The 26,740-nt window shown below is 64.6% G+C and carries 20 protein-coding genes and 1 pseudogene; 16 read left to right on the top strand and 5 right to left on the bottom strand.

Annotation, left to right across the window (positions count from 1 at the left end):
- Positions 1 to 126 precede the first annotated feature (126 nt).
- Complete coding sequence (locus tag ACYP2Q_RS27060; protein ID WP_459733273.1) at positions 127 to 1,455, bottom strand: spinster family MFS transporter; 1,329 nt, start codon at positions 1,453 to 1,455, stop codon at positions 127 to 129.
- 253 nt (positions 1,456 to 1,708) lie between these two features.
- On the opposite strand from ACYP2Q_RS27060, the gene ACYP2Q_RS27055 reads away from it, so the two are divergent.
- The 11 genes from ACYP2Q_RS27055 (at position 1,709) to ACYP2Q_RS27005 (ending at position 16,679) form a co-directional block, all read left to right on the top strand.
- Positions 1,709 to 2,794, top strand: a complete 1,086-nt coding sequence (locus ACYP2Q_RS27055) for an alkene reductase (RefSeq protein WP_459733272.1) — start codon at positions 1,709 to 1,711, stop codon at positions 2,792 to 2,794.
- The gene (locus ACYP2Q_RS27050; protein WP_459733271.1) at positions 2,791 to 4,644 is read left to right on the top strand and encodes a long-chain-acyl-CoA synthetase; all 1,854 of its coding nucleotides are present in this window, start codon (positions 2,791 to 2,793) and stop codon (positions 4,642 to 4,644) included. The genes ACYP2Q_RS27055 and ACYP2Q_RS27050 overlap by 4 nt, the downstream gene beginning before the upstream one ends.
- The gene (locus ACYP2Q_RS27045; RefSeq protein ID WP_459733270.1) at positions 4,637 to 5,722 is read left to right on the top strand and encodes an MBL fold metallo-hydrolase; all 1,086 of its coding nucleotides are present in this window, start codon (positions 4,637 to 4,639) and stop codon (positions 5,720 to 5,722) included. Before ACYP2Q_RS27050 ends, ACYP2Q_RS27045 begins: the two co-directional genes overlap by 8 nt.
- 67 nt (positions 5,723 to 5,789) lie before the next feature.
- Positions 5,790 to 7,457 carry a DUF1302 domain-containing protein gene (locus tag ACYP2Q_RS27040; RefSeq protein ID WP_459733269.1) on the top strand — a complete coding sequence of 556 codons (1,668 nt, stop codon included), beginning with the start codon at positions 5,790 to 5,792 and terminating at the stop codon, positions 7,455 to 7,457.
- Between the two features lie 93 nt (positions 7,458 to 7,550).
- Positions 7,551 to 8,762: a thiolase family protein gene (locus ACYP2Q_RS27035; RefSeq protein ID WP_459733268.1), complete on the top strand. Its 1,212-nt coding sequence runs from the start codon at positions 7,551 to 7,553 to the stop codon at positions 8,760 to 8,762.
- Positions 8,763 to 8,766: 4 nt separating this feature from the next.
- Positions 8,767 to 9,717: a bifunctional OB-fold nucleic acid binding domain-containing protein/MaoC family dehydratase gene (locus tag ACYP2Q_RS27030; protein ID WP_459733267.1), complete on the top strand. Its 951-nt coding sequence runs from the start codon at positions 8,767 to 8,769 to the stop codon at positions 9,715 to 9,717.
- A 336-nt stretch (positions 9,718 to 10,053) separates the two neighbouring features.
- Entirely contained in the window at positions 10,054 to 11,040 is a 987-nt protein-coding gene (locus ACYP2Q_RS27025; RefSeq protein WP_459733266.1) for a WD40/YVTN/BNR-like repeat-containing protein, read from the top strand.
- A 14-nt stretch (positions 11,041 to 11,054) separates the two neighbouring features.
- On the top strand, positions 11,055 to 13,487 hold the full coding sequence (locus ACYP2Q_RS27020) for an efflux RND transporter permease subunit (RefSeq protein ID WP_459733265.1): 2,433 nt from the start codon (positions 11,055 to 11,057) through the stop codon (positions 13,485 to 13,487).
- Positions 13,488 to 13,635: 148 nt separating this feature from the next.
- Positions 13,636 to 14,871, top strand: a complete 1,236-nt coding sequence (locus ACYP2Q_RS27015; protein WP_459733264.1) for a LuxR C-terminal-related transcriptional regulator — start codon at positions 13,636 to 13,638, stop codon at positions 14,869 to 14,871.
- Positions 14,872 to 15,066: 195 nt separating this feature from the next.
- Positions 15,067 to 15,834: an SDR family oxidoreductase gene (locus ACYP2Q_RS27010; RefSeq protein ID WP_459733263.1), complete on the top strand. Its 768-nt coding sequence runs from the start codon at positions 15,067 to 15,069 to the stop codon at positions 15,832 to 15,834.
- An 11-nt stretch (positions 15,835 to 15,845) separates the two neighbouring features.
- Positions 15,846 to 16,679, top strand: coding sequence for an SDR family NAD(P)-dependent oxidoreductase (locus tag ACYP2Q_RS27005; protein WP_459733262.1), 834 nt, complete (start codon positions 15,846 to 15,848; stop codon positions 16,677 to 16,679).
- Between the two features lie 129 nt (positions 16,680 to 16,808).
- Here the strand turns inward: ACYP2Q_RS27005 and dmpG are convergent, their stop codons facing one another.
- From dmpG to ACYP2Q_RS26985, 4 genes are all read right to left on the bottom strand, one after another.
- Positions 16,809 to 17,837, bottom strand: coding sequence for a 4-hydroxy-2-oxovalerate aldolase (gene dmpG, locus ACYP2Q_RS27000; protein ID WP_459733261.1), 1,029 nt, complete (start codon positions 17,835 to 17,837; stop codon positions 16,809 to 16,811).
- A gap of 10 nt (positions 17,838 to 17,847) precedes the next feature.
- On the bottom strand, positions 17,848 to 18,774 hold the full coding sequence (locus ACYP2Q_RS26995) for an acetaldehyde dehydrogenase (acetylating) (protein WP_459733260.1): 927 nt from the start codon (positions 18,772 to 18,774) through the stop codon (positions 17,848 to 17,850).
- Between the two features lie 31 nt (positions 18,775 to 18,805).
- Positions 18,806 to 19,597, bottom strand: coding sequence for a fumarylacetoacetate hydrolase family protein (locus ACYP2Q_RS26990; RefSeq protein ID WP_459733259.1), 792 nt, complete (start codon positions 19,595 to 19,597; stop codon positions 18,806 to 18,808).
- 75 nt (positions 19,598 to 19,672) lie between these two features.
- The gene (locus ACYP2Q_RS26985) at positions 19,673 to 20,446 is read right to left on the bottom strand and encodes a glucose 1-dehydrogenase (protein ID WP_459733258.1); all 774 of its coding nucleotides are present in this window, start codon (positions 20,444 to 20,446) and stop codon (positions 19,673 to 19,675) included.
- A gap of 165 nt (positions 20,447 to 20,611) precedes the next feature.
- Between ACYP2Q_RS26985 and ACYP2Q_RS26980 the strand changes: the two are divergent.
- The 5 genes and pseudogenes from ACYP2Q_RS26980 to ACYP2Q_RS26960 form a co-directional block, all read left to right on the top strand.
- A pseudogene (locus ACYP2Q_RS26980) lies at positions 20,612 to 20,725 on the top strand (outer membrane lipoprotein carrier protein LolA); the annotation flags it as partial.
- A gap of 334 nt (positions 20,726 to 21,059) precedes the next feature.
- On the top strand, positions 21,060 to 22,247 hold the full coding sequence (locus tag ACYP2Q_RS26975) for an acyl-CoA dehydrogenase family protein (RefSeq protein ID WP_459733257.1): 1,188 nt from the start codon (positions 21,060 to 21,062) through the stop codon (positions 22,245 to 22,247).
- Between the two features lie 79 nt (positions 22,248 to 22,326).
- Positions 22,327 to 23,349 carry a 2Fe-2S iron-sulfur cluster-binding protein gene (locus ACYP2Q_RS26970; RefSeq protein ID WP_459733256.1) on the top strand — a complete coding sequence of 341 codons (1,023 nt, stop codon included), beginning with the start codon at positions 22,327 to 22,329 and terminating at the stop codon, positions 23,347 to 23,349.
- A gap of 31 nt (positions 23,350 to 23,380) precedes the next feature.
- The gene (locus tag ACYP2Q_RS26965) at positions 23,381 to 24,997 is read left to right on the top strand and encodes a FadD3 family acyl-CoA ligase (protein WP_459733255.1); all 1,617 of its coding nucleotides are present in this window, start codon (positions 23,381 to 23,383) and stop codon (positions 24,995 to 24,997) included.
- Positions 24,998 to 25,048: 51 nt separating this feature from the next.
- A complete protein-coding gene (locus tag ACYP2Q_RS26960; protein ID WP_459733254.1) occupies positions 25,049 to 26,695 on the top strand; it encodes a DUF1302 domain-containing protein in 1,647 nt (548 codons plus the stop codon).
- Positions 26,696 to 26,740: the final 45 nt, after the last annotated feature.

Genomic DNA, 26,740 nt, shown 5'->3' with positions numbered 1-26,740 from the left:
CGATGGTGGTCAACGATGACGCGGGGAGCCTGACACCCCGCGCCGCTCTCAGGTTTTTCGCGAGCAAGCTCGCTCCTACAGAAACCCACTGTGCAGAACAGGAACGAAGCCCCTGTAGGAGCAAGCTCAGGCAGTCACGGGCCGGATAGCTGTGAGGGGCGCAGCGGGGTGCTTCATCTGTTGCCGATAACGCGGCAGCGCCAGGGCCAGGAACACGCTGGCCAGCATCAGCATCGACACCGATGAGGCCAGGGCGTAGCGCAACGATTCACTGCCCAGGGTCGGCACGAAGAAGTCGCTGAGCATGCCAACGAAAAGCGGCCCGATACCCACGCCCAGGAGGGTCATGGACATGACGAAAATCGCCGTGGCCTGGGCCAGGCGTGTTGCCGGGAAAAGGTGGGTAATGGCGCTCAGGCACGGTGTTGCCCACCACACGCCGAAGAAGGCGAACGCGCTGTAGAACAGGAATGCCTGCGGCACGGCGATGCTGCCGATATGGAACGCCGTGCCTTGCGGCCAGAGGAAGTACGCCAGGGCGAAGGGAATGCTGATCAACGTGCCCAGCAGCGGCACGCCGATTTGCCAGCCGACATCGCGCCGTGCCATGCGGTCGGTGAGCATGCCGCAAACCAGGGTGCCGATGGCCGCGCCACCACCGCCAACCACGCCGACCAGGAATCCGGCCTGTTGCATGTTGAGGCCGTGGGAGCGGATCAAAAAGCTCGGGCTCCAGGTGCCAATCGCGTAGCCGGCAATCGCCGCCGCGCCACCGGTGAGCACCAGCCACAGGAACGAGGGCATGCGAAACAGCTCAGTGAGGGTCTTGAGCCAGCCGTCCTGTTGCAAGGTGGCGCTGCTCAGCGGTACGACCCGCTTGGGCGCACGCACAGTCAACAGCAGTAGCAGGCCGAGGAAAATGCCCGGAGCGCCGATCAACAGGAAGGCGTAGCGCCAGCCATGGTGTTGGGCGATCCAGCCGCCCAGCCCCAGGCCGACAACCGCCCCCAGGCTGGAACCGAGCATCAGGAATGCCAGGGCTGTGGAGCGGCGGTTCGCCGGATACAAATCCGAGACCATGGCCACCGACGGCGCGGTGCCGCCTGCCTCACCCACGGCCACGCCGATCCGCGCCAGCACCAGGGTCAGGAAGTTGCCGGCCATGCCGCAGAGCATGGTCATCAGGCTCCAGGCGATGCAACTGAAGGCGATCACCGGCTTGCGCCCGATGCGGTCCGACAGGCGCCCCAGCGGGAAGCCGAACACGGTGTAGAACACCGCGAAGGTCACACCCGACAGCAAGCCGATGCCGGTATCGGAAATGCCGAACTCGAGCTTCACCGGCTCGATCAGGATCGCCATCAACTGACGGTCGATGTAGTTGAACACATAGATGCTGGCGAGCACGAACAGCGCGTAGTGCGTTCGCCATGTGACAGGGGTGGACTGGTTCACTGCGGGTGCTCCCGGTTTTGTTCTAGTTGGCGCGATGCTCTACGTGCACAGTGTTTTTTTCATCGTCCGTTCAGACCATTTTCGGCTTTGCGCACAAGCCGCCCTGCACCTTGGCAAACCTAGTCTTGTCGGACGATGTTTCGCTCGCGCTCAACGTCAATCATTCAGCCCGTATCCGCTGCCATGCCAGGGTTTGCCATGTTGTAGCAAGCCCTGGGACAGCCTGAAAACAATAAGAAGCTGAGGAATTGAAATGAGCGTCTTGTTCGAGCCGATCGCCCTGGGCGAACTGCAATTGGCCAACCGCATCGTCATGGCCCCCATGACCCGCAGCCGCGCCCTTGCCGATGCGATACCCGGCGGCGATATGGTCGAATACTACCGCCAGCGGGCCAGTGCCGGGTTGATCGTGGCCGAAGGCACCGCGCCGTCCGCCAGCGGCCTGGGCTATTGTCGCACCCCGGCGATCTACAGCGACGAGCAGATCGTCGGCTGGCGGCGGGTCACCGAGGCGGTGCATGCCGAGGGCGGGCGCATCGTTTTGCAGCTGATGCACGTCGGCCGCGCAGCCAGCCGCTACAACAAACCTGCAGGGGCGGCCACGGTGGCGCCTTCGGCCTTGCGTGCACGCACCCAGGTGTTCAGCGACGCTGCCGGGCTGGTGGACACTGACGAACCCCAAGCGCTGACCCTGCAAGGCATCGGCGAGGTCATCGAAGACTATCGCCAGGGCGCATTGAATGCGCGCCTGGCCGGCTTCGACGGGGTCGAACTGCACTGCACCAGCGGTTATCTGCCGATGCAGTTCATGGCCTCCGGTAGCAACCGGCGCAGCGATGTCTACGGCGGCGACGTGACCGGGCGAGTGCGTTTCGCCAAGGACGTGATCGAGGTGATGGCCAGTGCCATCGGCGCCGGTCGTGTCGGCTTTCGCCTGTGCCCCGGCAACCCCTACAACGACATCGACGACCAGGATCCGGCCGCGACGGCGGCCGCCCTGTGCGAAGCCGTGGCGCCGCTGGGCCTGGCGTACCTGCACATCATGCGCTCGCCCCTGGCCGAGCTCGACGCCTTCGCCCTCGCGCGTCGGCACAGCCCCCATGCCTTGATCCTCAACGATGGTTTTGACGGCCCTTCGGCCAGTGCCGCGCTCGCGTCGGGCGAGGGGGCTGCCGTGTCGTTTGGTCGTCACTTTATTGCCAACCCCGACCTGGTGGAGCGCTTGCAGCGTGGCCTGCCTTTGAGTGGTTTCAACCGCAAGACCCTGTATACGCCGGGCCCGGCGGGCTACTCGGATTACAGCGCCTATCAAGCCAATGCCCAGGAGGTGGTGCAATGAACCTGAATGACTTGAGCCAAGGCCTGCCGACCCGCGCGGTCCCACGGGAGCAGACCCAGGCCCTGCTCGACCAGCGCTCGGCCGCCGCCGGGCTGATCAAGCCGAGCGACCGCTACACCCTCGCCGACCGCCTGGAACAACGGGCGAGCGAGCAGGGCGATCGCACCTTCCTGATCTACGGCGAGCAGACCCTGAGCTACGCCGAGGTCGATGCCCGGGCCAACCAGATGGCCCACACCTTTTATGCCAATGGCTTGCGCGCCGGCGATGTCTGCGCCCTGGCCATGGAAAACCGTCCGGCGTTCTTCTGCACCTGGTTCGGCCTGGTCAAGCTCGGAGTGGTGGTGGCCTTCATCAACACCCAGGTCACCGGCCGTGCGCTGCTGCATGCGTTGCAAACCACCGACGCCAAGGCGTTGGTGATCGGCGAGGAGTGCCTGGCCAACGTGCAGGCCACCGAAGGTTTTCCGGACCTGCCGTGCTGGCTGATACGCGACGCGGAAAATCCCTGGAGCGGCCCGCTGCCCAAGGGCATCGACGGGCATTTCGCTGCGCGCCTGGAGAAAGCCCCGCGCACGCCGTTTCCCCGGGATATCCGCGCGCACATCGAGGCCCAGGCCGCGACGCTGCTGATCTTTACCTCGGGCACCACCGGCTTGCCCAAGGCGGCGCGCTACAGCCACATGCGCTGGATGTCCTCGGGCGATGTGATGGAAGTCACCCTGAAGGCTACCTGCGAGGACGTGTTCTATTGCTGCCTGCCGCTGTACCACGGCGCCGCGGCCACTTCGGTGACCTCCACCGCGCTGCGTGCAGGTGCCGCCATTGTAGTGCGCCGCAAGTTCAGCGTGCGCGAGTTCTGGAACGATGTCGCGCGCCACCAGATCAGCATCTTCCAGTACATCGGCGAGATCTGCCGCTACCTGCTCAACCAGCCGGTGCGCGCGGGCGAGCGTGAACACAGCCTGCGCTGCATGCTCGGCGCCGGCCTGTCGCCCGATTCCTGGCAGCGCTGGCTGGAGCGCTTCGGCCCGATCCAGGTGTTCGAGGGCTGGGGCGCCACCGAAGCCAATGCCGCCGTGATCAACGTCGACAACTATTTCGGTTCCTGCGGACGGATACCGGACTGGAACAAGACCAACCTGCGACTGGTGCGGTACGACATCGAAAACGACTGCCATCCACGGGACGAAAACGGTTTCTATCAAGTCTGCAAAGTGGGCGAGGTGGGCGAGGCCATGGGCTTCATCGTCGATCACCCCGAGATCGGTGGCGGGCGTTTCGAGGGCTACACCTCGGCTGAGGCGACGATGAGCAAGATCCGCCGCAATGTGTTTCGCGAGGGCGATGCCTACTGGAGCTCCGGCGACCTGATGCGCGAGGACGCCGACGGTTACTGCTACTTCGTCGACCGTATCGGCGATACCTATCGCTGGAAGAGCGAGAACGTTTCGACCCTGGAAGTGGCGGACGCCCTGGGTGATCTGGCCGGGCTGGAGCTGATCAACATCTATGGCGTCCAGGTGCCGGGCCATGAAGGCCGCGCCGGCATGGCCGCAGTGCTGATGCAGGCGGGCGAGGCATTCGATCCCGCCGCCCTGTACGCCCTCAGCGAAGCACGCCTGCCGCGTTATGCGGCCCCGGTTTTCGTGCGCGTCACCCAGTCAGCAGACCTGACGGCCAGCTACAAGCTGCGCAAGGTCGATCTGCAGCGCCAAGGTTACTGTCCGACTCGCTGCAGCGATCCGCTGTTCATCCGCGACGAACAGGCCCGCAGCTATGTGCCCTATTCGCCAGAAGCCCTGGCGCGTGCCGGCCTGACCCCCTTTGCGGTGGCCGACCATGGCTGATCTCGACGCCAACGGTCACGAACTGCGCAGCGGCCTGCGGTACCCATGGCCGCAGGCGCCGGAGTCCGGGCAGGTGCGCGAAGTGGCGCCGGGCGTGTGGTGGCTGCGCATGCCGCTGCCGTTTCGCCTGGACCACATCAATCTCTATCTGCTGCGCCACACCGATGGCTGGGTGGTGGTGGACACCGGCATGAACACCGCGCAAACCCGTGAAGTCTGGGACCGGGTGCTCAGTGAAGTGTGCGGCGCTCTGCCCGTGCTGGCGGTGGTCTGCACCCACTTTCACTCCGACCATGCCGGGGTGGCCGCCTGGCTCAGCGAGCGTTTTCACTGCCCGGTGTACATGACCGCCAGCGAGTTCCAGTCGTTGCATGTCAGGTTTCCCGCCGATCAGCCGCCGGGCTGGGACTTACTCGATTTCTACCGCAAGGCCGGCGTGACGGACGAGCACAGCCGCGAGATGTTCGCGGTGATGAGCAATGCGCATTTCCTGCCGGCGCCACTCAACCATTACCGCCGTTTGCGCGAGGGCAGCGTCCTGGAGATCGGTGGCCGCAGCTGGCAGGTGGTCATCGGTCGCGGGCACTCGCCGGAACATGCCTGCCTGTATGCCGCCGATGACGGCCTGCTGATCTCCGGCGACCAGGTGTTGCCGCGCATCACCTCCACGGTCGGTGTGCATGCCACGGAGCCCCTGGCCAACCCGCTGCGCGACTGGCTCGATTCCATCGAACACTTGCGCAGCGTGCCCGACAGCGTGCTGGTGCTGCCGGCGCACGAGCGGCCGTTTTTCAATTTGCATGAGCGCCTGGATCAACTGCAAGCCCATCACCAAGGGCACCTGGCGCAGGTGCTGGCCAACTGTGACGAGCCGCGCACCGTGCTCGAACTGATGGCCGTGCTGTTTCCCAGGCTGTCGGGTCGTTTCGACGAACTGATGGCGCTGGGTGAAACGTTGGCCCATGCCAACTACCTGGTGGCCGAAGGGTCGCTGGAACGGGAAGAGGACCGGGGGCGATACCGCTACCGGCGTGCTGTAAGGGGAGCGTGCGCTGTTACCCCGCTCAAGGTGTTTTGAGCGGGCGGCACGGCAGCAGTGTTGAACATTCCAGGCAGCCAGCCGGTTGTCATTGAGGAGAGTCAGTGTGATCAACAAGAACAACAATAACTCCACGGTCATCGGTTCGCGTGCGTTTGAGCTCACCAGCCTGGCGGCAGCCATTGCGCTGGTGTCCACACCGGTGTGGGCAGGCGATACGATCGAGTTTGACAACGGCGCGACCATGGATTGGTCGGTGACCACCAGCTACGGCATCGGTGTGCGCACTGGCAGTCAGAGCGATCGCTTGCTGACGGTCAACGCCGACGATGCCAACCGCAACTTCGACAAGGGCAGCCTGACCACCAACCGCGTGGGCGCGCTGGCGGAAATGATCCTGCGCAAGGACAACTACGGCGCCGTGCTGCGCGGCAGTACCTTCTACGACGACGTCTACCACCGCAAGAACGATAACGACTCGCCTGCCACCGTGAACAAGAACGGCGACAACGACGAGTTCACCAGTGACACCCGCTACTACAGCGGCGGTCGCAGCAAATTCCTGGATGCCTATGTGTTCAGCGGCTGGCGCTTTGACAATGACACCATGCTCGACGTCAAGGCCGGGCGGCACATCGAATCCTGGGGCGAGAGTCTGTTCTACCCGGGTGTGAACGGCGTGCAGAACCCTTCCGACGCGGTAAAAGCGTCGCAGCCGGGTGTCGAAGTCAAGGAAATCCTGTTGCCGGTGGGCCAGTTCTCCGGCTCGTTCCGCCTCAACCCCCAGCTGACCTTCGGTGCCTACGTGCAATACGAATGGAAGGGCACAGAACTGCCGCCGGTGGGCAGCTACCTGTCGGGCAGCGACGTGGTCGGGCCGGGGCGCGAGTTCATCCTGTCCAACGGCCAGAAGATCGCCTACCGCGGCACCGACGAGCCGCGCGATGGCGGCCAGTGGGGCGTGCAGGTGCGCTACCGTCCGGTACCGGCCCTCGAGCTGTCGCTGTTTCACGTCAACTACCACGACAAGAACCCGGCCACCGCCCTGGTCGGCTACGACCCGCTGCCAGTGGGTGGTGGCCGCAATGCCTTCGTCAGCAATGGTTACGAGATCAAGTACTTCGAAGACATCAAGCTGACCGGCATCAGCGCCTCGACCAAGATCGGCGACACCCAGGTCGGCGCCGAATGGTCGTACCGTGACGGTGCGCCGGTGATGGTCAATACCGGCCTTGGCGCGGTACCGGCCAAGGGCAAGGGCCAGCAGATGCAGTTGTCGGCGATCCGTATCCTCGGCGATCGCCCGTGGGCCAGCCAGACCAGCCTGACCGCCGAAATCATCCGCGTGCAGGTCGACAGCGTCGAGTCCACTTCGGCGGCGCCCAACCTGCAAGGCGTGAACCTATTACCTTCCCTGGCACCCCTGGTGGCTCCTTCCGATGACTATACCTACAGCACAGCCGCGGGTTACCGCACCAAGTCTTCCAGTGCCTACACCGTGGGCGCATCGTTCAGTTATCCGGGAGTTCTCCAAGGCTGGGATCTGGAAGTCCCCTTCAGTTTCTCCAACGTCTTCAGCGGCTCCACGCCCATGGCCGGAAGCATTTCCGGCGTCGCCGGCGACCGACGCCTGAGCGCGGGCACGACCTTCAAGTACCTGGGCAACCTGGAACTGGGTTTGAAATACATCGCCTACCTGGGCGAGGCCGATGCGATCGACCGTCCGTTCGCCGACCGCGACTACGCCACGTTCTCGATGAAATACACCTTCTGACCGACCACTCAAGCTCCGCGGCGCCTGATGGCGCCCGGACCTCAAACACAACCTGGAAAACGCCGCAGCGTAACGCTTCGGCATGGAGGCACTATGGGGCTCAAAGGGCATGCGGCCATTGTTGGCAGCGCACAGTACAAACCGGAGAAGTACTCCACCGCGCCCAAGATGTTTCACCTTGAACAAGTCGCCGACCTCGCGGCCCAGGCCCTGCGCGATGCCGGGCTCAAGGCCTCGGACCTCGACGGGCTGGTGATCAACGGCCCGCATTTTCATGAAGCCTCGGTGTTCGTACCGGCGATGGCCGCCGAATACCTGGGCCTGCGCCTGAACTTCGCCGAAGTGGTCGACCTGGGTGGCTGCACGTCGGTGGGCATGGTCTGGCGCGCCGCCGCCGCGATCGAACTGGGGTTGTGCCAGGCCGTGCTGTGCGTGATCCCCGCGCGCATGGCGCCGTTGGGTCCCGACGAGGACCCTGGCTGGATGGCCCGCTCCATGCGTTTCGGCGGACACAGTACGGCGTTTGGCGCGCCCGAGGCCGAGTTCGACCTGCCTTACGGGCACATGGGCCAGAACACCGGCTACGCCATGATCGCCCAGCGTTATGCCGCGCAATACGACTATGACCAGCGGGCGATGGCCAAGATCGCCGTCGACCAGCGCACCAACGCCCTGGCCAACCCGCAAGCGATGTTCTATGGCCAGCCGTTGACCATCGAACAGGTGCTGGCGAGCAAAATGGTCGCTGACCCGTTGCACGTCCTGGAAATCGTCATGCCGGTGGCCGGTGGCGCCGCATTGATCATCACCAGCAAGGAAGTGGCGGCGCGGGCCCGCAAGCGTCCGGCGTTCATTACCGGGTTCGGCGAACACCTGGCGTTCAAGTCGCCGTCCTATGCCGAGGACATGCTGCACACGCCCATTGGTCCGGCTTCGCAGCGGGCCTTTGCCATGGCCGGGCTCAAGCCCAGGGACGTGGATGCCGCGCAGATCTACGACTGCTACACCATCACCACCTTGCTCACCCTGGAAGATGCCGGCTTCTGCGGCAAAGGCGAGGGCATGGCGTTCGTGCGCGAACACGACCTGACCTGGCGCGGCGATTTCCCGATGAACACCCATGGCGGACAACTGAGTTTCGGCCAGTCGGCCTCGGCCGGTGGCATGAGCCAGGTGATCGAAGCGGTGACGCAGATCGCCGGCACCGCCGGTGAACGCCAACTGGGCCGCTGCGACAGCGTCTACGTCTCCGGCACCGGCGGCGTGATGAGCGAGCAGGGCGCATTGATACTTCAGGGAGCATAAGCACATGTCCAACAACAAACCGATGCCGGTCGCGACGCCGATCTCCGCGCCCTTCTGGGAGGGCCTGAAGGCTCGCCGCCTGTTGATCCAGCAATGCAACGCCTGTGCGCACTGGAACTTCTACCCGCGCCGGCATTGCCCGGTGTGCCTGGAACACGACCTGGCCTGGCGCGAAGTCGACGGTGCCGCGACCCTGTACAGCTACACCGTGACGCGCATCGCCACCTTGCCCGACTTCATGGATGAGATGCCGCAAAAACTGGCGGTGGTCGAACTGGCCGAAGGGGTGCGCATCAACACCAACCTGGTCGGCCTCGACGAAACCGAAATCCGCATCGGCATGCCCTTGCAGCCGGTGTTCGCCGAAGTCGACGCCAAGGGCAACCGCCTGCTGCGCTTCACTGGCGTGGACAAGGATGCAGCGGCGTTTGAGTCGCTGCCTGCGCAGGACAACGAACCGGCACCTGCGGCCTCGCAACAGCCTGTCGCCCGGCAGATCGATCTCAACGATGACCCGGCCCTGCAGGAGTTGGTCAGCGAGCAGTTCAGCGACTGGAGCAACGTGGTGGTGGTCGACCAGGCACTGATCGACGCCTTTGCCCAATTGTCGGGCGATGATTACTGGATCCACACCGATCCGGAACGGGCGCGCCTGCAGAGTCCGTTCGGCGGCACCATTGCCCACGGCGCGCTGGTGCAAGTGCTGCAGTCGCGGATGAAACTGGCACTGGGCTTCGAGATCAGCGGTTTCAGCACCCAGATCAACTACGGCTCCGACCGCCTGCGCTTCCCGGCGCCGGTACCGGCCGGCTCGCGCATCCACTCGCGGGCCCGGGTGAAAAAAGTCGAAATCCTCGCCCGTGGCACCCAGTTGACCCTGGAACTCAACATTCATGTGGTGGGCCAGGATCGGCCGTCGGTGATCAACGACCTGGTGATCCTGTACATGGCCTGATCCCCGATCCTTTGTAGGAGCCGGCTTGCCGGCGATGGCGTCAGGTCAGACACCGATTAGTCGACCAACTGGACGCCTTCGCTGGCAAGCCAGCTCCTACAGGGTGCGGTGCCAATCAGTTCGGTTTGCACATAAATACCCCCCATTCCCGCCCCATGTCATTCCCGCCATTGCATAAGCCATTTGGACGATGTGCCCCCCCTCCCATGCGCCGACTATTGCCCCAGAGGCAACGCCCATCTCGATTGCCTCGCATGCCCTGGCGCGTGACAAAAACAAGAGGATCGGCCCTATGACTTGCCTTATCCACGCCAACCCCGAGCAGGAGCGTTGCCCATGCGCTCGGTGATCGGCTACGCGGTTTGCCTGGTGGTCGCCTTGACCATTGGCTACACCTTCTCCCCCAAATCCCCACCGCAAGCGCAACTGCTGGCCACGCGCCCGGACCGGGTGCAGATCAACGGCCTGCTCAATCTTGGTGCGCGCGTGGTCGCCGTGGGCGAGCGGGGCAGCGTCCTGCTCAGCGATGACCAGGGCGTCAGCTGGCAGCCGGCGAGCGTCGCCACCCAGCGCAACGCCACCCTGACCGCCGTGGTGGCCCTGGACGACAAGCGCTTGCTGGCCGTTGGGCATGACGGCTGGATCCTGCGCTCCGAAGATGCCGGCAGCAGCTGGCAGGAAATGCGTTACGACAGCGACCTGGGCGAACCGCTGCTGGGTATCTGGAGCGGCGGTGGCGACAGCGTCATGGCGTTCGGCAGCTTCGGCAAGTTCTATCAATCCGTTGACGCCGGGAAGACCTGGACGCCGCAGTCCCTGGACATCGACAACGCCCACCTCAACAGCATGGCCGGTGGCGACGATGGCCGCCGCATGCTGGTGGGCGAGCAGGGCCTGGTACTGCGCACCACCGACGCCGGCCAGCACTGGCAGAGCTTGCCGGCGTTCTACAGCGGCTCGCTGTTCGGCATCGTGCGCCTGAGCGCGAAAGACTGGGTGAGCTATGGCATGCGCGGGCACGTGTTCGTCAGTCACGACTTCGGCGACAGCTGGACCCAGGTCCAGGTCGGCAATCAACTGCCGTTGTACGGCCATGCATTGCTGCCCGACCACTCGGGCCTGGTGATCGTCGGTGCCGGCAGTTCGGTGGTGCGCCTGGATGCACAGGGTGCGCTGGTCGGCGTCGGGCGTCTGGCCGGGCTCGGTACGTTGACCTCGGCGACGATGGTCGGCACGCGGCTGCTGGTCGGTGGCGAGCGCGGGGTATTGCAGGGTTCAAGTGGCAGCGTCGCTGCCCTCGTGGCCACACAGGCCACCCAGTAAATGAGAGGCGGGCAATGAATCAAGGTAAACACTGGGTGACGCGCTGCGTCGAGACGTGCGCGGACCACCTGATGGCCTGGCGCAAGGGACTGCTGGCGCTATTCGTCCTGGTGACGCTGGGCCTGGGCTACAGCGCCACCCACACGCAACTGGATCCGGGGTTCAACAAACAGATCCCGGTGCGTCATGACTACATGATCAATTTTCTCAAGTTCAGCCGCTATTTCACCGGCGCCAACCGCTTCCTGGTGAGCGTGCGCTGGAAGGGCGAAGGGGACATCTATAACGCCGAGTACCTGGAGACCCTGCGCAAGGTCACCGACGACGTGTTTTTCATTTCCGGGGTCAGCCGCCCCAGCGTGACGTCGCTGTTCACCGCCAACGTGCGCTACATCGAAATTACCGAGGAAGGTTTCTTCGGCGACGTGGTGGTGCCACCGCGCTTCGCCGGTACCGCCGAGGACCTGGCGCAGGTGCGCAGCAACACGGCAGCCTCCGGACAGGTTGGCCGCCTGGTCGCCAACGACCTGAAGTCGGCCATGGTCCGCGCCGACCTGCAGGACATCGATCCCAAGACCGGCCAGGCGGTGTCCTATGTGGAGATCGCCCAGCGCCTGGAAGACATCCGCGCCAAATACAACAGCGCGGATATCGAGATCAACATCGTCGGCTTCGCCAAGCTGGTGGGCGATGTGGTCGAAGGGCTGAACACGGTGATCGGCTTCTTTGTGGTGGCCTTCGTCATCACCGGTTTGCTGCTGTGGTTGTACTCGCGCTCCCTGCGCCTGACCGTGGTCGCGCTGATGGTCGCGTTGCTGCCGGTGGTCTGGCTGCTGGGGCTGTTGCCGCTGCTGGGGTTGGGCATCGATCCGATGTCGATCCTGGTGCCGTTCCTGATCTTCTCCATCGGCGTGTCCCATGCGGTGCAAATGACCAACGCCTGGAAACAGGACGTGCTGGCCGGCAGTACCTCGAAGGACGCGGCGCGTTCGGCGTTCTGCAAGATCTTCATCCCCGGTTCCCTGGCCTTGCTGATGAACGCCCTGGGATTCGCGGTGATCATGCTGATCGACATTCCCATCGTCCACGAACTGGGGGTGACGGCCTGCATCGGCGTTATGCTGATGATCATCACCAACAAACTGATGCTGCCAGTGATTATTTCCTACCTGCGCCTGGAGCCTGCGCTGTTGCGTCGGGCGCAATCGCGGCCGGCGGGCAGGCACCGCCTGTGGTGGCGCCTGTCGGCGCTGGCCGAACCGGGGCCTGCCCTCGGGGTGTTTGTGGTCAGCCTGGTGCTGCTGGCGGCGGGGGCCTACAAGGCGCGCGACCTGGCGGTGGGCGATATCGGCGCCGGTGCGCCGGAGCTGCGGGCCGATTCGCGCTACAACCAGGACAACGCCAGGATCATCGGCAGCTATTCCATAGGGCTCGATGTGATGTCGGTGTTTGTCCAGGTCAAGGGCGTCGAAGAAGGTTGCCTGTCGCCTGCGGTGATGCGTGCGGTGGAGGCCTTCGATTTCCGCATGCGCACAGTCACCGGCGTGCAGTCGATCCAGAGCGTGGCGGACATGGGCAAGCGGGTGATCGCCGGCAACAACGAAGGCAATCCGCGCTGGGCGGCGATTCCGGGCTCGCCCCGGGGTTTGAGCCAGGGCGCGCGGGCCTATATGCCGGATGACGGCCTGGTCACCGACGGCTGCCAGCAGATGCAGATCCTGGTGTTCCTGGCCGATCACGAAGGCAGCACCGTCAGCCATGCGATCGCCGAGGCCAAGCGGATCATTGCCGAAGTCAGCTCGCCGCAAGTCGAATTTCTCCTGGCCGGTGGCAATGTCGGGGTGATGGCGGCCTCCAACGAGGCGGTCAAGCGCGCCGAAGTGATCATGCTCGGCGCGTTATTCGGATCGGTGGCATTGTTTTGCTGGCTGACCTTCTTGTCGATCCGCGCGGTGCTGTGCATTCTGGTGCCGCTGGCGATTGTCGCGATCCTCTGTAACGCATTGATGACCCTGCTGGGGATCGGCCTCAAGGTCGCGACCTTGCCGGTGATGGCGCTGGGGGTGGGCGTGGGTGTCGACTACGGCATTTACCTGTATGAACGGATCCAGCACGAGATGCTGCGTGGCGCCAACCTGCGTGAGGCGTTCTACCAGGCCATGTGCCAACGCGGCACTGCCGCGGTGTTCACGGCCGTGACCATGTCGATCGGCGTCTGCACCTGGGCGTTTGCACCGCTGAAGTTCCAGGCCGACATGGGGGTGCTGCTGTCGTTCATGTTCCTGGTCAACGTGTTGGGGGCGATTTTCCTCCTGCCGGCATTGGCCGCCTGGTTCAATCGCGGGCGCCCACTGGTGACTGAACGGGTACGCCAGCCTGCGCCGGCACAAGGGCAGTTCCGCCTGAAAAACAGCCCGGCGGCGCGTGATACCGCGAACGAAAAATAAACCTGCCGGACCTCTTGTGGAGTCCGCAGGCGCTGGTGAAAACTGGCGGGCAAGTAGCAGTCGAGAGGGGGGAGCCCTGGGTTCCCCCGGCCGAAATTATAAAAATAACAAGGGAAGGGCGCAGTCCTTACCCGAGCGAGATAAGACTATGCAGAACGCTGACTTGACCCATGAAGCCCTGGCCAGTCTTGGCCTCGACCTCACGCGCTACAACCAGTTGGTGGGCGAAATCTACGAAGGCGCCCTTGATCCGAAACTGATGGCCACGGCCCTCAGGAGTTTTCTCAAGCTCTACGATGCCAACTTCGTCACCCTGATCCTGCGGGTGCCGGATCAACCCGATACCGGTGTGATGATCATTGTCGGCGACATCGAAGGCGCCGGTGATGTCTGCTACATGACCTACCCGCAGACCAATTCGCCTTTCTGCAATCAGCCGCTGGACAGCGTGTTCACGGTCGATGACATCATGAGCTCCACGGAGTGGGAACACAGCGCCTACTTCAAGGCGTTCTGCGGTCCCAATGATGTGTATCACGTGATGTGCGCGGACATTTCCACCCCGGACGGCGGCAAGCTGCGCTTTCGCGTCACCCGCCCCAAACAGGCTGCCAACTTCTCGGCCCATGACCGGACGGTATGCGCCAGTTTCCTGCCGCACCTGCGGCGCGCCTCGCAGTTGCATAACCTGCTGGACCGCAGCGAATCGCTGAGCGAGTTGTACTCCCAGGCCATCAGCCGGCTATCGGTAGCGACCCTGGTGCTCGACGAGAGTGGCAGCGTGTTGCAGATCAATCCGGTGGCCCAGGAAATCCTTGCCCGCTCCGATGGCTTGAAGCTGGTAGGCGGGCGCCTGGAAGCAACCTATCCCAGCGACAACCGCGAATTGCAGCGCCTGATTCGCGGCGCGTTCTGCCCGGACGCGCCGAAAAGCGCCGAGGCCATGTCGGTAACGCGGCCCTCGGGACTGGTCAACCTTGGCGTGGTGGTGGAATCCATTCGGTCCCTGGACTGGGCCGAGGAGAAGGGCCAGCCGGCGGCGCTGGTGTACATCCGCGATGCATCGAGCAAGTCGCTGGCCAGCGAAGTCGTGACCAAGCAACTGTTCAACCTGACCAAGGCGGAAACCGCCCTGGCCATGGAACTGGCCAACGGGTTGTCCCTGGAGGAAGCGGCGGAGGTCCTGAACATCCGCCGTAACACGGCGCGGGCGCACTTGCGCTCGATCTTCTCCAAGACCGGCGTGCGACGCCAGACCGAACTGGTGCGCATCATGCTCAACAGCGTGGTGGCCTTGGGCAAGCCGCAACTGGCGTTGAAAATGACCGAGAAAATCAAGGTGCCGCCACTGCAACTGGCCGTGCCGATCTATCGCCAGGCCTGACTTGTAGGAGCCCGGCTTGCCGGCGAACCAGACGCTGCGGTGTATCTGTCGCACCGCGATATCGTTCTTCGCCGGCAAGCCAGGCTCCTACAGGGCGATATCCGATCGCAGTGTGACAGGTGTATCGTCCGCACGGACGATGCCGTCCCGTGATCGCCCTGTCGATACTGGGCGGACCCATCACGGAGAACCACCATGCCAATTACAGCCATCACCGGCAGTGCCTCGGGAATCGGCGCCGCCGTATCCGCTGCCCTGCGCGCCGCCGGCCACCAGGTCATCGGGATCGATCGCAGCAACGCCGAAGTCATTGCCGACCTGTCCACTGCCCAGGGGCGCGACGCCGCCATCGGGCAAGTGCTTGAACTCAGCGGCGGGGTCCTCGACGGGCTGGTCTGCTGCGCCGGGGTCGGTGTCACCGCGCCAAACTGCGGCCTGATCCTGGCGGTCAATTACTTCGGCGTCAGCCAGTTGCTCGACGGCCTGCAAGGGGCGTTGGCCAAGGGCCAACAACCGGCGGCGCTGGTGATCGGCTCTGTCGCGGCGACCCATTCGGGCCCCGACGGCCAAGCGCAGATCGACGCGATGATCGCCGGCGACGAGGCCCAGGCGCTGGTTTTGGCCAACACCCTCGGCCAGCCTCACGTCGCCTATGCCGCCTCCAAATATGCCATCAGCCAGCATGTGCGCAGCCTGGCGGTGAGCTGGGGCAAACAGGGCCTGCGATTGAACGTGGTGGCGCCGGGCGCGGTAGAAACCCCGTTGCACCAGGCCTCGCTGGACGATGCCCGTTTTGGCCAGGCGACCCGCGATTTCGTCGCGCCGCTGGGCCGCGCGGGTCACCCTGACGAGATCGCCGCAGTGGTAGCCTTCCTGCAATCGCCGCAGGCATCGTTTGTCCATGGCAGCGTCGTGTTCGTCGACGGCGGCATGGACGCCATGGTCCGCGCCCCGCGCTTCTAAAAGGAACTTGCATGAACAAGGTGGCATTCATCACCGGCGCAAGCCGTGGTATCGGTCGCGAGGCGGCGCTGGCGTTCGCCCGCGCCGGTTTCGACCTGGCGATCAGCGCCCGTACCCTCAACGAGGGCGAACACCATGAACATGCCCTGCGCGACGCTGCCGGAGCGCCGCTGGCCGGCAGCCTCAATGGTACTGCGCAGGCTTTGCGCGAGCTCGGTTGCCGGGTGCTCGTGGTGCCGATGGACCTGCTCGACAGCGACTCGGCCCTGCACGCCTGCCAGGCGGTACTGGCCGAGTACGGGCGCATCGACGTGCTGATCAACAACGCGATCTACCAGGGCAGCGACCTCAACGCCGGGTTCATGGACCTGCAGGCCCAGACCCTGGAGCGGATGTTCCAGGGCTATATCCTCACGCCATTCCTGCTGACGCGGGCAGTGGCCGAACACATGGTGACGCGCGGTGGCGGGGTGGTGATCAACGTCACCTCCGGCGCCGGCGAAAGCGACCCACCGGTGGCGGCGGGCAAGGGCGGTTGGGGTTACGCCTATGGCGCGGGCAAGGCGGCGGTGTCGCGGTTGTCCGGGGTGCTGAGCACGGAGCTGGGCGAAGCTGGTGTGCGCGCCTACACCCTTAATCCGGGCGTAGTGACCACCGAAGCCCTCAAGGCCACCATCGGCGACAAGGGCCTGATCGCCCTGCGCGCCGGCAGTGCGCCGCCCCATGTACCGGCGGCGGTGATGTTGTGGCTGGCGACTGCCGACCAGGCACCAGGGTTTCAACGGCGGACAATCGCGGCGCAGCCGTTTGCGCTTGAACACGGCATCGTCGCCGACTGGCGTTAAACCTATCCATTGACCCCCTGTAGGAGCGAGCTTGCTCGCGATGGACGTCAACGATAACGCGTGCTTCCTGCATGAACGCGTTGTCGAGTCGTTTTTCGCGAGCAAGCTCGCTCCTACAGGGTTCAGTGATTACGACTGCCGCCGCTGCCGGGCCAGGGTCATGGCGGTGTCTTCGATCATGTCTTCCTGCCCGCCAACCATGCCTCGACGCCCCATTTCAACGAGAATTTCCCGAGCCGACACGCCGTATTTCTTCTCGGCGCGCTTGGCGAACAGCAGGAACGAACCATAGACCCCGGCGTACCCCATGGTCAGGGCATCGCGATCGCTGCGGATCGGGAAGTCCATGATCGGCACCACCAGGTCCTCGGCCACGTCCTGGATGCCAAACACACTGACACCGGTGTCGATGCCCATGCGGTCGCACACCGCAACGAGCACTTCCATCGGTGTGTTGCCGGCGCCGGCTCCAAGGCCCGCGCACGCGGCGTCGATGCGGTTGGCCCCGGCGGCAATCGCGGCGATGGAGTTGGAAACGCCCATCGACAGATTGTGGTGGCCATGGAAACCGATCTCGGTTGCAGGCTTGAGGGCCGCACGCATCGCCGCCACGCGGGCGCTGACGTCGTGGGGCAGCAGGTAGCCCGCCGAGTCGGTCAGGTAGATGCAGTTGGCGCCGTAGCTCTCCATCAGCAAGCCTTGCTTGACCAGGCCTTCCGGGCTGTTCATGTGCGCCATCATCAGGAAGCCGACAGTGTCCATGCCCAGGTTGCGGGCGTGGGAAATGTGCTGTTCGCTGACATCGGCCTCGGTGCAATGGGTGGCCACGCGAATGGTGTTGACCCCCAGCTCATGGGCCATTTTCAGATGATCGACGGTGCCGATGCCCGGCAGCAGCAGGGCCGAGACCTTGGCCTTTTTCATCAGCGGGATCACCGCCGACAGATACTCCTCGTCGGTGTGGGCCGGGAAACCGTAGTTCACCGAACTGCCGCCCAGGCCGTCGCCGTGGGTGACTTCGATCAGCGGCACGCCAGCCGCGTCGAGGCCGCAGGCGATGTCTTTCATCTGTTGCAGGCTGATCTGGTGGCGCTTGGGGTGCATGCCGTCGCGCAGGCACATGTCGTGAACGGTGATGCTTTTGCCGCGAAGATCCATGGTCGGCTCCTTATGCGTGGGCGGGTTGGGCGGTGGCTTGCAGCACCAGTTCGCCCTTGAGGATTTCCTCGGCGAACATCTCGGCGGTGCGTGCCGCGGCGGCGGTCATGATGTCGAGGTTGCCGGCGTACTTGGGCAGGTAGTCGCCCAGGCCTTCGACCTCCATGAAGATCGACACCCGGTTGCCGTCGAACACCGGGCCATTGACCAGCTTGTAGCCAGGCACGTAGCGCTGCACCTGCTCGATCATGGCCTCGATGGCGGCGGTGATCGCCGGCTGGTCGGGTTCGCTCTCGGTCAGGCAGTGCACGGTGTCGCGCATGATCAGTGGCGGCTCGGCGGGGTTGATGATGATGATCGCCTTGCCTTTCTTCGCGCCGCCGACTTTCTCCACCGCGCTTGAGGTGGTGCGGGTGAATTCGTCGATGTTTTTCCGGGTGCCGGGGCCGACCGATTTCGATGCGGCGGTGGCGATGATTTCGGCGTACTCCACCGGCTGCACGCTGGACACCGCGGCCACCAGCGGAATGGTGGCCTGGCCGCCGCAGGTGACCATGTTCACGTTCATCACACCCAGGCCCAGTTGCGCCTTGAGGTTGACCGGTGGCACGCAATACGGGCCGATGGCCGCCGGGGTCAGGTCAATCATCAACACGCCCAGGGCATTGAGCTTGCGCGAGTTCTGCGCGTGCACGTAGGCCGAGGTGGCGTCGAAGGCGATCTGGATCTGGTCTTCGAGGACATGCGGCAGCAGGCCGTCGACACCGTCGGCGGTGGTCTTCAGGCCCAGCTCGCGGGCCCGCGACAGGCCTTCGGAGGTGGCGTCGATGCCGACCATCCACACCGGTTCCAGCACCTCGCTGCGCATCAGTTTGTACAGCAGGTCGGTGCCGATGTTGCCCGGCCCGATCAGCGCGCATTTGATCTTCTTGCTCATGGTTTTCTGGCTCCTGGAAAGGGAAGGGCGATCACGGGACAAAACGCAGGCTGGCTTCGCCGAGCCCGGTCATGGACAGGCTGATATGGTCACCGGCGACCACGGGCACCAGCGGCGCCAGGGCACCGGACAGAATGATTTCGCCGCGGCGGAACGGGATGCCCAGCTCGCCCAGGGTATTGGCCAGCCAGGCCACTGCCGCGCAGGGATGGCCCTGCACCGCCGAGCCCAGGCCCGCGCCTGCCGGTTGGCCGTTCTTGCTCATTTGCATGTGCACGGCAGCGAGGTCCAGTGAGCGCGGGTCGATGCGCTGGGTGCCGAGGGCGAACACACCACAGGAGGCGTTGTCGGCCACGGTGTCCTGGATGCGGATCTGCCAGTCGTCGATCCGCGAATCGACGATCTCGAAGCACGGCACGACCCATTGGCTGGCGGCCAGTACGTCTTCGGCGCTGATGCCCGGGCCTTGCAGGTCTTCACCGAGGATGAAGGCGATTTCGCCTTCGGCCCGCGGCTGGATCAGGTTGTAGCGGGCCAGGCTGACATCGCTGCCATCCTCGACCTGCATGGCGTTGGTGAGGAAGCCGAAGTCCGGTTGGTGGACATCGAGCATCTCTTGCACGGCGCGGCTGGTGACCCCGATTTTCTTGCCGATCACCTGCTCGCCGAGGGCTTCTCGGCGTTGCAGGAAGTGCAGGGAAATCCGGTAGGCCTGCTCCAGGGTGATCTGCGGATAACGGCGGGTCAGGGGGGCCAGCGTCTGCCGGCTGCGCAGGGCGTTGAACAGCTCGTCACCGAGCGCGTTGATCAAGTGGGCGTCCATGGCGAGGGCTCCAGTGGGGGTGGGATAAAAAAAGGCCCGCCCCGACATCATCAGGGGCGAGCCCAAAGGAGTGGGTCAGCCGGGCCAGACCGACGAGTCGGCGCCGCCATCGACATCGATGATCTTGCCGGTCACCCAGGCCGAAGCGGGGCTGGCCAGGTACAGCGCGGCGGCGGCGATGTCTTGCGGGGTGCCCAGGCATTTGAGCGGGGTGTTGGCTTCCATGGCTTCGCGCATGGCGGCGGGCATCACGCCGTTCAGCGCTTCGGTCAGTGTCGGGCCGGGGGCGACGGCGTTGACCCGGATCTGCGGCGCGAAGTCCTGTGCCAACAGGCGGGTCAGATGGCTGAGGGCTGCCTTGGCCGTGCCGTAGGCGCTGAAATGGCGCTGGGCATAACGCGCGGCCACCGAGCTGATATTGATGATGTTGCCGCCACCGGCCTCGCGCATCAGCGGCACGCACAACTGGCAGAAGTCGTAGCTGGTGGTCACGTTGAAATTCAGCACCTGGGCGAACTGCTCAGGGGTCATGGCCAGCGGATCGTTGGGGCCGCCACCGCCGACGTTGTTGACCAGATGGGTGAGGCGGCCCATGTGCTCCACGCTGTGGCGCACCAGTGCCTGGCGTTGTTCGGCATCGTTGACGTCACAGGCGACGGCCAGGGCGCGCCGGCCAAGGGCGCGAACCTCTTCGGCCACGGCCTCTACCTCGTCCAGCGAACGCGCCGAGCACACCACATCGGCGCCGGCTTCGGCATACGCCAGGGCGATTGCCCGCCCGATACCCCGGCCGCTGCCGGTGACGATGGCGACGCTGCCGTGCATCTGGAAACGCTGCAAAATACTCATGGGCCCTTGCTCCGTGGGGTCGACTTTGGATGCGTTTACTATGGCTGCGGTGATCTGGTTGGGCATCGTCTCAACGGACTAGCGGGGTTGTGTGTACATATCCGTTTCTTCGGTAACGGACTAGCGGGGCTGTGTACATATCCGTTCCTGCGGTAACGGCTACTTATGGTTTCGCTCTTTGTAGGAGCGAGCTTGCTCGCGATGGAGGTCAACGATGACGTGGGCGGCCTGACACCCCGCGGTGCTCTCAGGTTTTTCGCGAGCAAGCTCGCTCCTACAAATGACCCGCCGTCAGGGCGCAACCCTGCGGTAACGGCTACCCAGGGTTTCGCCCTTTGTAGGAGCGAGCTTGCTCGCGATGGAGGTCAACGATGACGTGGGCGGCCTGACACCCCGCGGTGCTCTCAGGTTTTTCGCGAGCAAGCTCGCTCCTACAAGTGACTCGCCGTAAGGGCGGAACCTTGAGCCGCCGTTACCGAAGAAACGGATATACCCGCCAAACCCCGATACCCACCCCACCCCTAGTCCGCTTTGACGATGAAGGATTGCCCGCTCGATCCGATGATCCGTCTCAACTCGCGCAGTGGCGCAGTGAGATCGGGAGAATTGAGTGATGCACAGCATGCGAGAAAAGACCCAGGACGAACGTGATCTGCTGGAACGTGCACGCAGCCTGGTGCCGGCACTCAAGGCGCGCACGGCGCAGGCCGACAAGGACTTGAAGGTACCGGTGGAGAGCGTCCTCGAGTTGCAGTCCGCCGGCTTGTTGCGGGCCTTGCAGCCACGGGCGTTCGGTGGTTATGAAGTGGACCCGCGGACCTTCTTCGAAATCCAGACCATCCTCGCCGAGGGTTGCATGTCCACGGCCTGGATCTATGGCGTGATGGGGGTTCATCCCTGGCAACTGGCGCGTTACCCGATCGAAGCGCAGCGCGAAGTCTGGGCCGATGACCACAGCGCACTGATCTGCTCGACCTATATGCCGGCGGCCAAGGTCACAGTGGTCGAGGGCGGTTACCGCATCAGCGGGCGCTGGGGTTTCTCCAGCGGCAGCGAGCACTGCCAGTGGGTGTTCCTGGGGGGCATCCTGCCGCCCGATGGCGACATGCCCGCCGAGCACGGCACCTTCCTGCTGCCGCGCAACGACTATCAGATCGAACGCAACTGGGACGTGATGGGCCTGCGCGGCACCGGCAGCCATGACATCGTGGTCGAGGATGTATTCGTCCCGGCCCATCGCGTGCAACGCACCAACAACTGCACCCTCGAAGCGACGCCCGGGCGCCTGGTCAACAGCAACCCGATCTACGCGATCCCGTTCGCCCAGGTGTTCTCCCGCGCCGTCTCGACCTCGGCCCTCGGCGCCCTGCAGGGCGCGATCAACGAGTTCCGCGACAACGCCGCCAAGCACATCGGCAAGCACGGCGCGCGGACTGCTGACGACCCTGTGGCACAAACCGCCGTGGCCGAAGCGATGATCACCGTCGACAGCCTGCGCCTGGTGCTCGAGCGCAACTACGAGCACCTGATGAGCCTGGCCCGCGCCGGCGAGTACCCGGACACCGAGACCCGCCTGCTGTACCGCTACCAGTCGGCCTATGTGACCAACATCTGCGCCGAACGGGCCAACGACCTGCTGCGCAGCATGGCCGCCTCGGGCCTGTACAACACCAACCCGGTGGCGCGGCTGTTCCGCGACCTGCACCAGGCCCGCGGGCACATCGCCAACAACTACATGGCCTATGGGCGCAGCTACGGCGCGGTGCTGCTCGGCCTGCCCAACCCGGACCCTTACGTCTGAGGCCATGGCGAGCGTTTCGACACCCCTGGGTTTACACCTGTCCGTGCTGCACGGCCAGGTGGTCATGAGTAGCTGACCTATGAACAATTATCTTGCCCTGCGCGTGGCGCGCGTGATCGAGGAAACCGCCGATGCGCGTTCCCTGGTGTTCGACGTGCCGGAGCATCTGGGCGAACGTTTTCGCTATCAACCGGGCCAGTTCCTGACCTTGCGCGTGCCTTTCGAGGACGGCTGGTTGCCCCGTTGTTATTCATTGTCCAGCACACCGTTGCTCGATGAGCCGCTGCGGGTAACAGTCAAGCGCGTGCACGAGGGGCGCGCCTCGAACTGGCTGTGCAGTGAGTTGCAGGCCGGCCAGACCCTGGAGGTGCTGCCACCGGCCGGCGTGTTCGTACCGCGTAGCCTCGACGGCGATTTGCTGCTGTTCGGCGGCGGCAGTGGTGTGACCCCGGTGCTGTCGATCCTGCGTTCGGCGTTGCTCGCCGGAACCGGCCGGGTCCTGCTGATCTACGCCAACCGCGATGAGTCCTCGGTGATTTTCAAGGACGAGCTCCGGCAACTGGCCAGTGCTCATCCGCAACGCCTGCAGATCGTCCATTGGCTCGATTCGGTGCAGGGCATCCCCAGCGTCGGGCAACTGGCGGAGCTGGCGCGGCCGTTTATCGATGCCCAGGCATTTATCTGTGGCCCTGGCCCGTTCATGGATGCGGCGGTCAGTGCGCTCAAGGGCCTGGGCATGCCGGATCGCCGGGTGCACGTCGAGCGTTTCGTCTCGCTGCCCGGTGAAGGCGAGCAGCCGCAGGTAGCCAGCAGTGAGGCGGCCATGGCCGCGCAGTTGGCGGTGCGCCTGGATGGCGAGGACCACCAGCTGGCCTGCGACAGCGGCGAGACCGTGCTGGCCGCCATGGAACGCGCCGGCCTCAACCCGCCCAGCGCCTGCCGTGTCGGTGGTTGCGCCTCGTGCATGTGCACCCTGGAAAGCGGCGAGGTCGAGCTGCTGCACAACGATGCACTGGACGCGGGCGACCTGGCCGAAGGCTGGATCCTGGCCTGCCAGGCAGTGCCCACCAGCGCGCAACTGCGCATCCGCTTCCCCGATTGATGCCTTCAATTATGCCAAGCGCGAGCCCACGATGAATCAGAGCCTGAACCTTGCCGCGCCCCTAAGCGCCGCCCCTGCCACCCTTGCCCAGTTGGTCTTCAGCAGCGCCGAACGTTTTGCCGGGCGCACGGCCATCGAGGACAACGGCCAATGCATCGACTACGCCGAGCTGCCCGAGCGCGTCATGGGCTTTGCCCGGGGCTTGCTGGCCCTGGGCATCCAGGCTGGCGACCGGGTCGGTATCTGGGCGCCGAACAGCGGCGACTGGATCCTCGCGGCGCTGGGCATTCAATGCGCCGGTGCGGTGCTGGTGCCGATCAACACGCGCATGAAGGGCCTTGAGGCCGCCGATGTGCTGGAGCGCAGCGGCTGTCGAGTGCTGTTTGTCCAGCAGCGTTTTCTCGACGTCGACTACCCGGCGCTGCTCGCACCCCATCGGCCGACCAGCCTCGAACACCTGGTGGTGCTCGCTGGCGATACCCCCGGGTTGCCGTCGGACCTGACCCTTGCCCAGTTCCTGCTCGGCGCGGCGACCATCGACGCCGACAGCGCCAGGCGCCGGGCCATGGCGATCGGCCCCGAGGCCATGTGCGACCTGTTGTTCACCTCCGGCACCACCGGCAAACCCAAGGGCGTGATGAGCGGCCATGGCCAGAACCTGCGGGCCTTCACTGAATACGTCAAGGTCATCGGACTGCTGCCGGAAGATCGCTACCTGATCGTCAACCCGTTCTTCCATGCCTTTGGCTACAAGGCCGGCTGGCTGACCTGCCTGATCGGTGGGGCGACCATCCTGCCCCATGCGGTGTTCGACGCCGAACAGGTGTTCCAGCGCATCGCCCGCGAGCGCATCAGCGTGCTGCCCGGTGCGCCGACCCTGTATCTCTCGCTGCTGGCCCATCCGCAGCTTGCGCAGACCGACCTGTCGAGCCTGCGCATCGCGGTGACCGGTTCGGCGAGCATCCCGCCGAGCCTGATCGAGCGCATGCGCAACGAGCTGGGATTCGCCGTGGTGACCACCGCCTACGGCCTGACCGAGTGCGGCGGGCTGGCGACGATCTGTGATCCACAAGACTCGGCGAAGGTGATCGCCGGCACCAGCGGCCGACCGATCGCCGGCACCGAAGTGAGCATCCGCGACCCGCACAACCAGGCGCTGGAAGCCGAGCAGACCGGCGAGATCTGCCTGCGCGGTTTTCACATCATGCAGGGTTATTTCCAGAACCCCGAAGCGACCCGCGAAGCCATCGACGCCGAAGGCTGGCTGCACACCGGCGACGTCGGGCGCCTGGACGAGACGGGCAACCTGATCATCACCGACCGCCTGAAGGACATGTACATCGTCGGCGGCTTCAACTGCTACCCGGCGGAAATCGAAGCGGCGCTGATCAGGCACCCGGCCATTGCCCAGGTGGCGGTGATCGGCATCGCCGATGAACGCATGGGCGAAGTCGGCTGTGCCTGCGTGGTGCTGCGCGAAGGGCGAGAACTCGACGAGGCGCAACTGATCGCCTGGAGCCGGGAGCAGATGGCCAATTACAAGGTGCCGCGCCAAGTGCGTTTCTTTGACGCCTTGCCACTCAACCCGTCAAGCAAGGTGGCGAAGAACGAACTGCGCGCGGTGCTGGCCAACAACGTTCCGGCGTAAGGCGCAGCCATCTCGCCAACACGAAAAAAACAACAACAAAAGGAGAGGAGCATGTTCACGGGAATCACTGTAGCGCGCCAATCGGGAAACTTCAGCGGTGGCCGCTGTCTGTTGGCCACGGCCATCACCATTGCCAGTGCCACGGCCAGCGCCGCACCGAGCATCCAGCTGGGGGAGAACACCACCCTGGATTCGTCGCTGACGGTCAACTACACCGCCTCCATGCGCACCGCCAAGCAGGCCAATCAATACCTCAACGACCCGAACAATGACGACGGCACGCGCAACTTCAAGCGCGGTTCGTTGATCAACAACCGCCTGAGCCTGTTCGGCGAATTGCAACTTCGGCACGACAACCTCGGGGCGGTACTGCGCGGCAGTCAGTTCTACGACGATGTCTACAACCAGAAGAACGCCAACGACTCGCCAGAAACGGTGAACAAGACCGGCCACAACGACGGCTTCAGCGACGAGACCCGGCGCCTGAGCGGCAGCGCGGCGCGCCTGCTCGATGCGTATGTGTATGGAAACTTCGAGCTCGGCGAGACCCAGTACCTGTCGCTCAAGGCCGGACGGCACCTGGTGGCCTGGGGCGAGAGCCTGTTCTGGGCCAACATCAGCCAGGGCCAGGCCCCGGTGGATGCGACCAAGTTCAACGTCCCGGGCACCGAAGCCAAGGACTCGTACCTGCCAGTGGGGCAGGTGTCCGGGTCGTGGTCGCTGAATGAAGACCTGGCGCTGGTGGGCTACTACCAGTACGAGTGGGAAAAGACCCAGCTCAACCCGGTGGGCGATTATTTCGGCAGCGACACCTTCGGTCCCGGTGCCGAGTTTTTCCGTCTGGGCGCCGGGCAGGTTGACCGTCTGCCCAACGGCCTGGCGGTCGGTTACGCCGGTGAGAAAGACGCCAGCGACAGCGGCCAATGGGGCCTGGGCGTGCGCTACCGGATCACCGAGAACACCGAAGTGGGGCTGTTCCATTACCGCTACAACGAACGCGTCGGCTCGCTGTTCTTCGACTTCACCGGCACCACCCAATACTCCTCGCTCAAGGGCATCGGGCATGACGGCACCGCACCGTCCTATCGCCTGGGTTACTTCGAAGACGTCAAGCTGACCGGTGTGAGCTTCAGCTCCAAGGTCGGCGATTCGGTGCAGTACGCCGGTGACCTGAGCTACCGCGATGGCGCCTCGGTCTACCTCAACAACGGCGCGCCGACCACCGGGCAGATCTGGCAGGGCAACCTCAACGCCAGCTACATCCTCGGCCCCAGCCTGCTCGCCCAGCAGACCACGTTCATGGGTGAAGTGGTGCATCAACACATCGACGGAGTGGACAGCCTGACGATCACCGGCGGCGGGGTTGGCGTGGATGGCACCTTCGACCAGTTCGAGTCGAAGACCCAGACCCGTGGCTCGACGCTCCTGGGCGTCGGCGCCTACATGGACTACCCGTCCGTCGCCACGGGCCTGGACCTGAGCACCAAGGTGGTATGGACACAGAACGTCGACGGAAGCGCCTACCAGGGCCTGGGCCGCGACGAGAAGCGCCTGACCGTGGGGGGCGACTTCAAGTACCTGGGCAACTTCCAGGTCGGCATGACCTATGTCGCCTACCTGAGTTCGCCGGACGTCGCCCAGGGCCGCTTGCTGGCTGACCGCGACTACCTGTCGTTCAACGCCAAATACACCTTCTGATGATCATGGCTGCGTCGCGATCCGGCGCCGCAGTCCTTCGTTTTA

This window comes from Pseudomonas sp. MHK4 (assembly GCF_054600775.1).
Note: the sequence above shows the minus strand (reverse complement) of the source record. Positions and strands in the feature narration are given on the sequence as shown.

Excerpts from the sequence above, each read along its gene's own strand:
- ACYP2Q_RS27055 (WP_459733272.1), top strand. The coding sequence starts at position 1,709 with ATGAGCGTCTTGTTCGAGCCGATCGCCCTGGGCGAACTGCAATTGGCC.
- ACYP2Q_RS27050 (WP_459733271.1), top strand. The coding sequence starts at position 2,791 with ATGAACCTGAATGACTTGAGCCAAGGCCTGCCGACCCGCGCGGTCCCA.
- ACYP2Q_RS27045 (WP_459733270.1), top strand. The coding sequence starts at position 4,637 with ATGGCTGATCTCGACGCCAACGGTCACGAACTGCGCAGCGGCCTGCGG.
- ACYP2Q_RS27035 (WP_459733268.1), top strand. The coding sequence starts at position 7,551 with ATGGGGCTCAAAGGGCATGCGGCCATTGTTGGCAGCGCACAGTACAAA.
- ACYP2Q_RS27030 (WP_459733267.1), top strand. The coding sequence starts at position 8,767 with ATGTCCAACAACAAACCGATGCCGGTCGCGACGCCGATCTCCGCGCCC.
- ACYP2Q_RS27025 (WP_459733266.1), top strand. The coding sequence starts at position 10,054 with ATGCGCTCGGTGATCGGCTACGCGGTTTGCCTGGTGGTCGCCTTGACC.
- ACYP2Q_RS27020 (WP_459733265.1), top strand. The coding sequence starts at position 11,055 with ATGAATCAAGGTAAACACTGGGTGACGCGCTGCGTCGAGACGTGCGCG.
- ACYP2Q_RS27015 (WP_459733264.1), top strand. The coding sequence starts at position 13,636 with ATGCAGAACGCTGACTTGACCCATGAAGCCCTGGCCAGTCTTGGCCTC.
- ACYP2Q_RS27010 (WP_459733263.1), top strand. The coding sequence starts at position 15,067 with ATGCCAATTACAGCCATCACCGGCAGTGCCTCGGGAATCGGCGCCGCC.
- ACYP2Q_RS27005 (WP_459733262.1), top strand. The coding sequence starts at position 15,846 with ATGAACAAGGTGGCATTCATCACCGGCGCAAGCCGTGGTATCGGTCGC.
- dmpG (WP_459733261.1), bottom strand. The coding sequence starts at position 17,837 with ATGGATCTTCGCGGCAAAAGCATCACCGTTCACGACATGTGCCTGCGC.
- ACYP2Q_RS26995 (WP_459733260.1), bottom strand. The coding sequence starts at position 18,774 with ATGAGCAAGAAGATCAAATGCGCGCTGATCGGGCCGGGCAACATCGGC.
- ACYP2Q_RS26990 (WP_459733259.1), bottom strand. The coding sequence starts at position 19,597 with ATGGACGCCCACTTGATCAACGCGCTCGGTGACGAGCTGTTCAACGCC.
- ACYP2Q_RS26985 (WP_459733258.1), bottom strand. The coding sequence starts at position 20,446 with ATGAGTATTTTGCAGCGTTTCCAGATGCACGGCAGCGTCGCCATCGTC.
- ACYP2Q_RS26975 (WP_459733257.1), top strand. The coding sequence starts at position 21,060 with ATGCACAGCATGCGAGAAAAGACCCAGGACGAACGTGATCTGCTGGAA.
- ACYP2Q_RS26970 (WP_459733256.1), top strand. The coding sequence starts at position 22,327 with ATGAACAATTATCTTGCCCTGCGCGTGGCGCGCGTGATCGAGGAAACC.
- ACYP2Q_RS26965 (WP_459733255.1), top strand. The coding sequence starts at position 23,381 with ATGAATCAGAGCCTGAACCTTGCCGCGCCCCTAAGCGCCGCCCCTGCC.
- ACYP2Q_RS26960 (WP_459733254.1), top strand. The coding sequence starts at position 25,049 with ATGTTCACGGGAATCACTGTAGCGCGCCAATCGGGAAACTTCAGCGGT.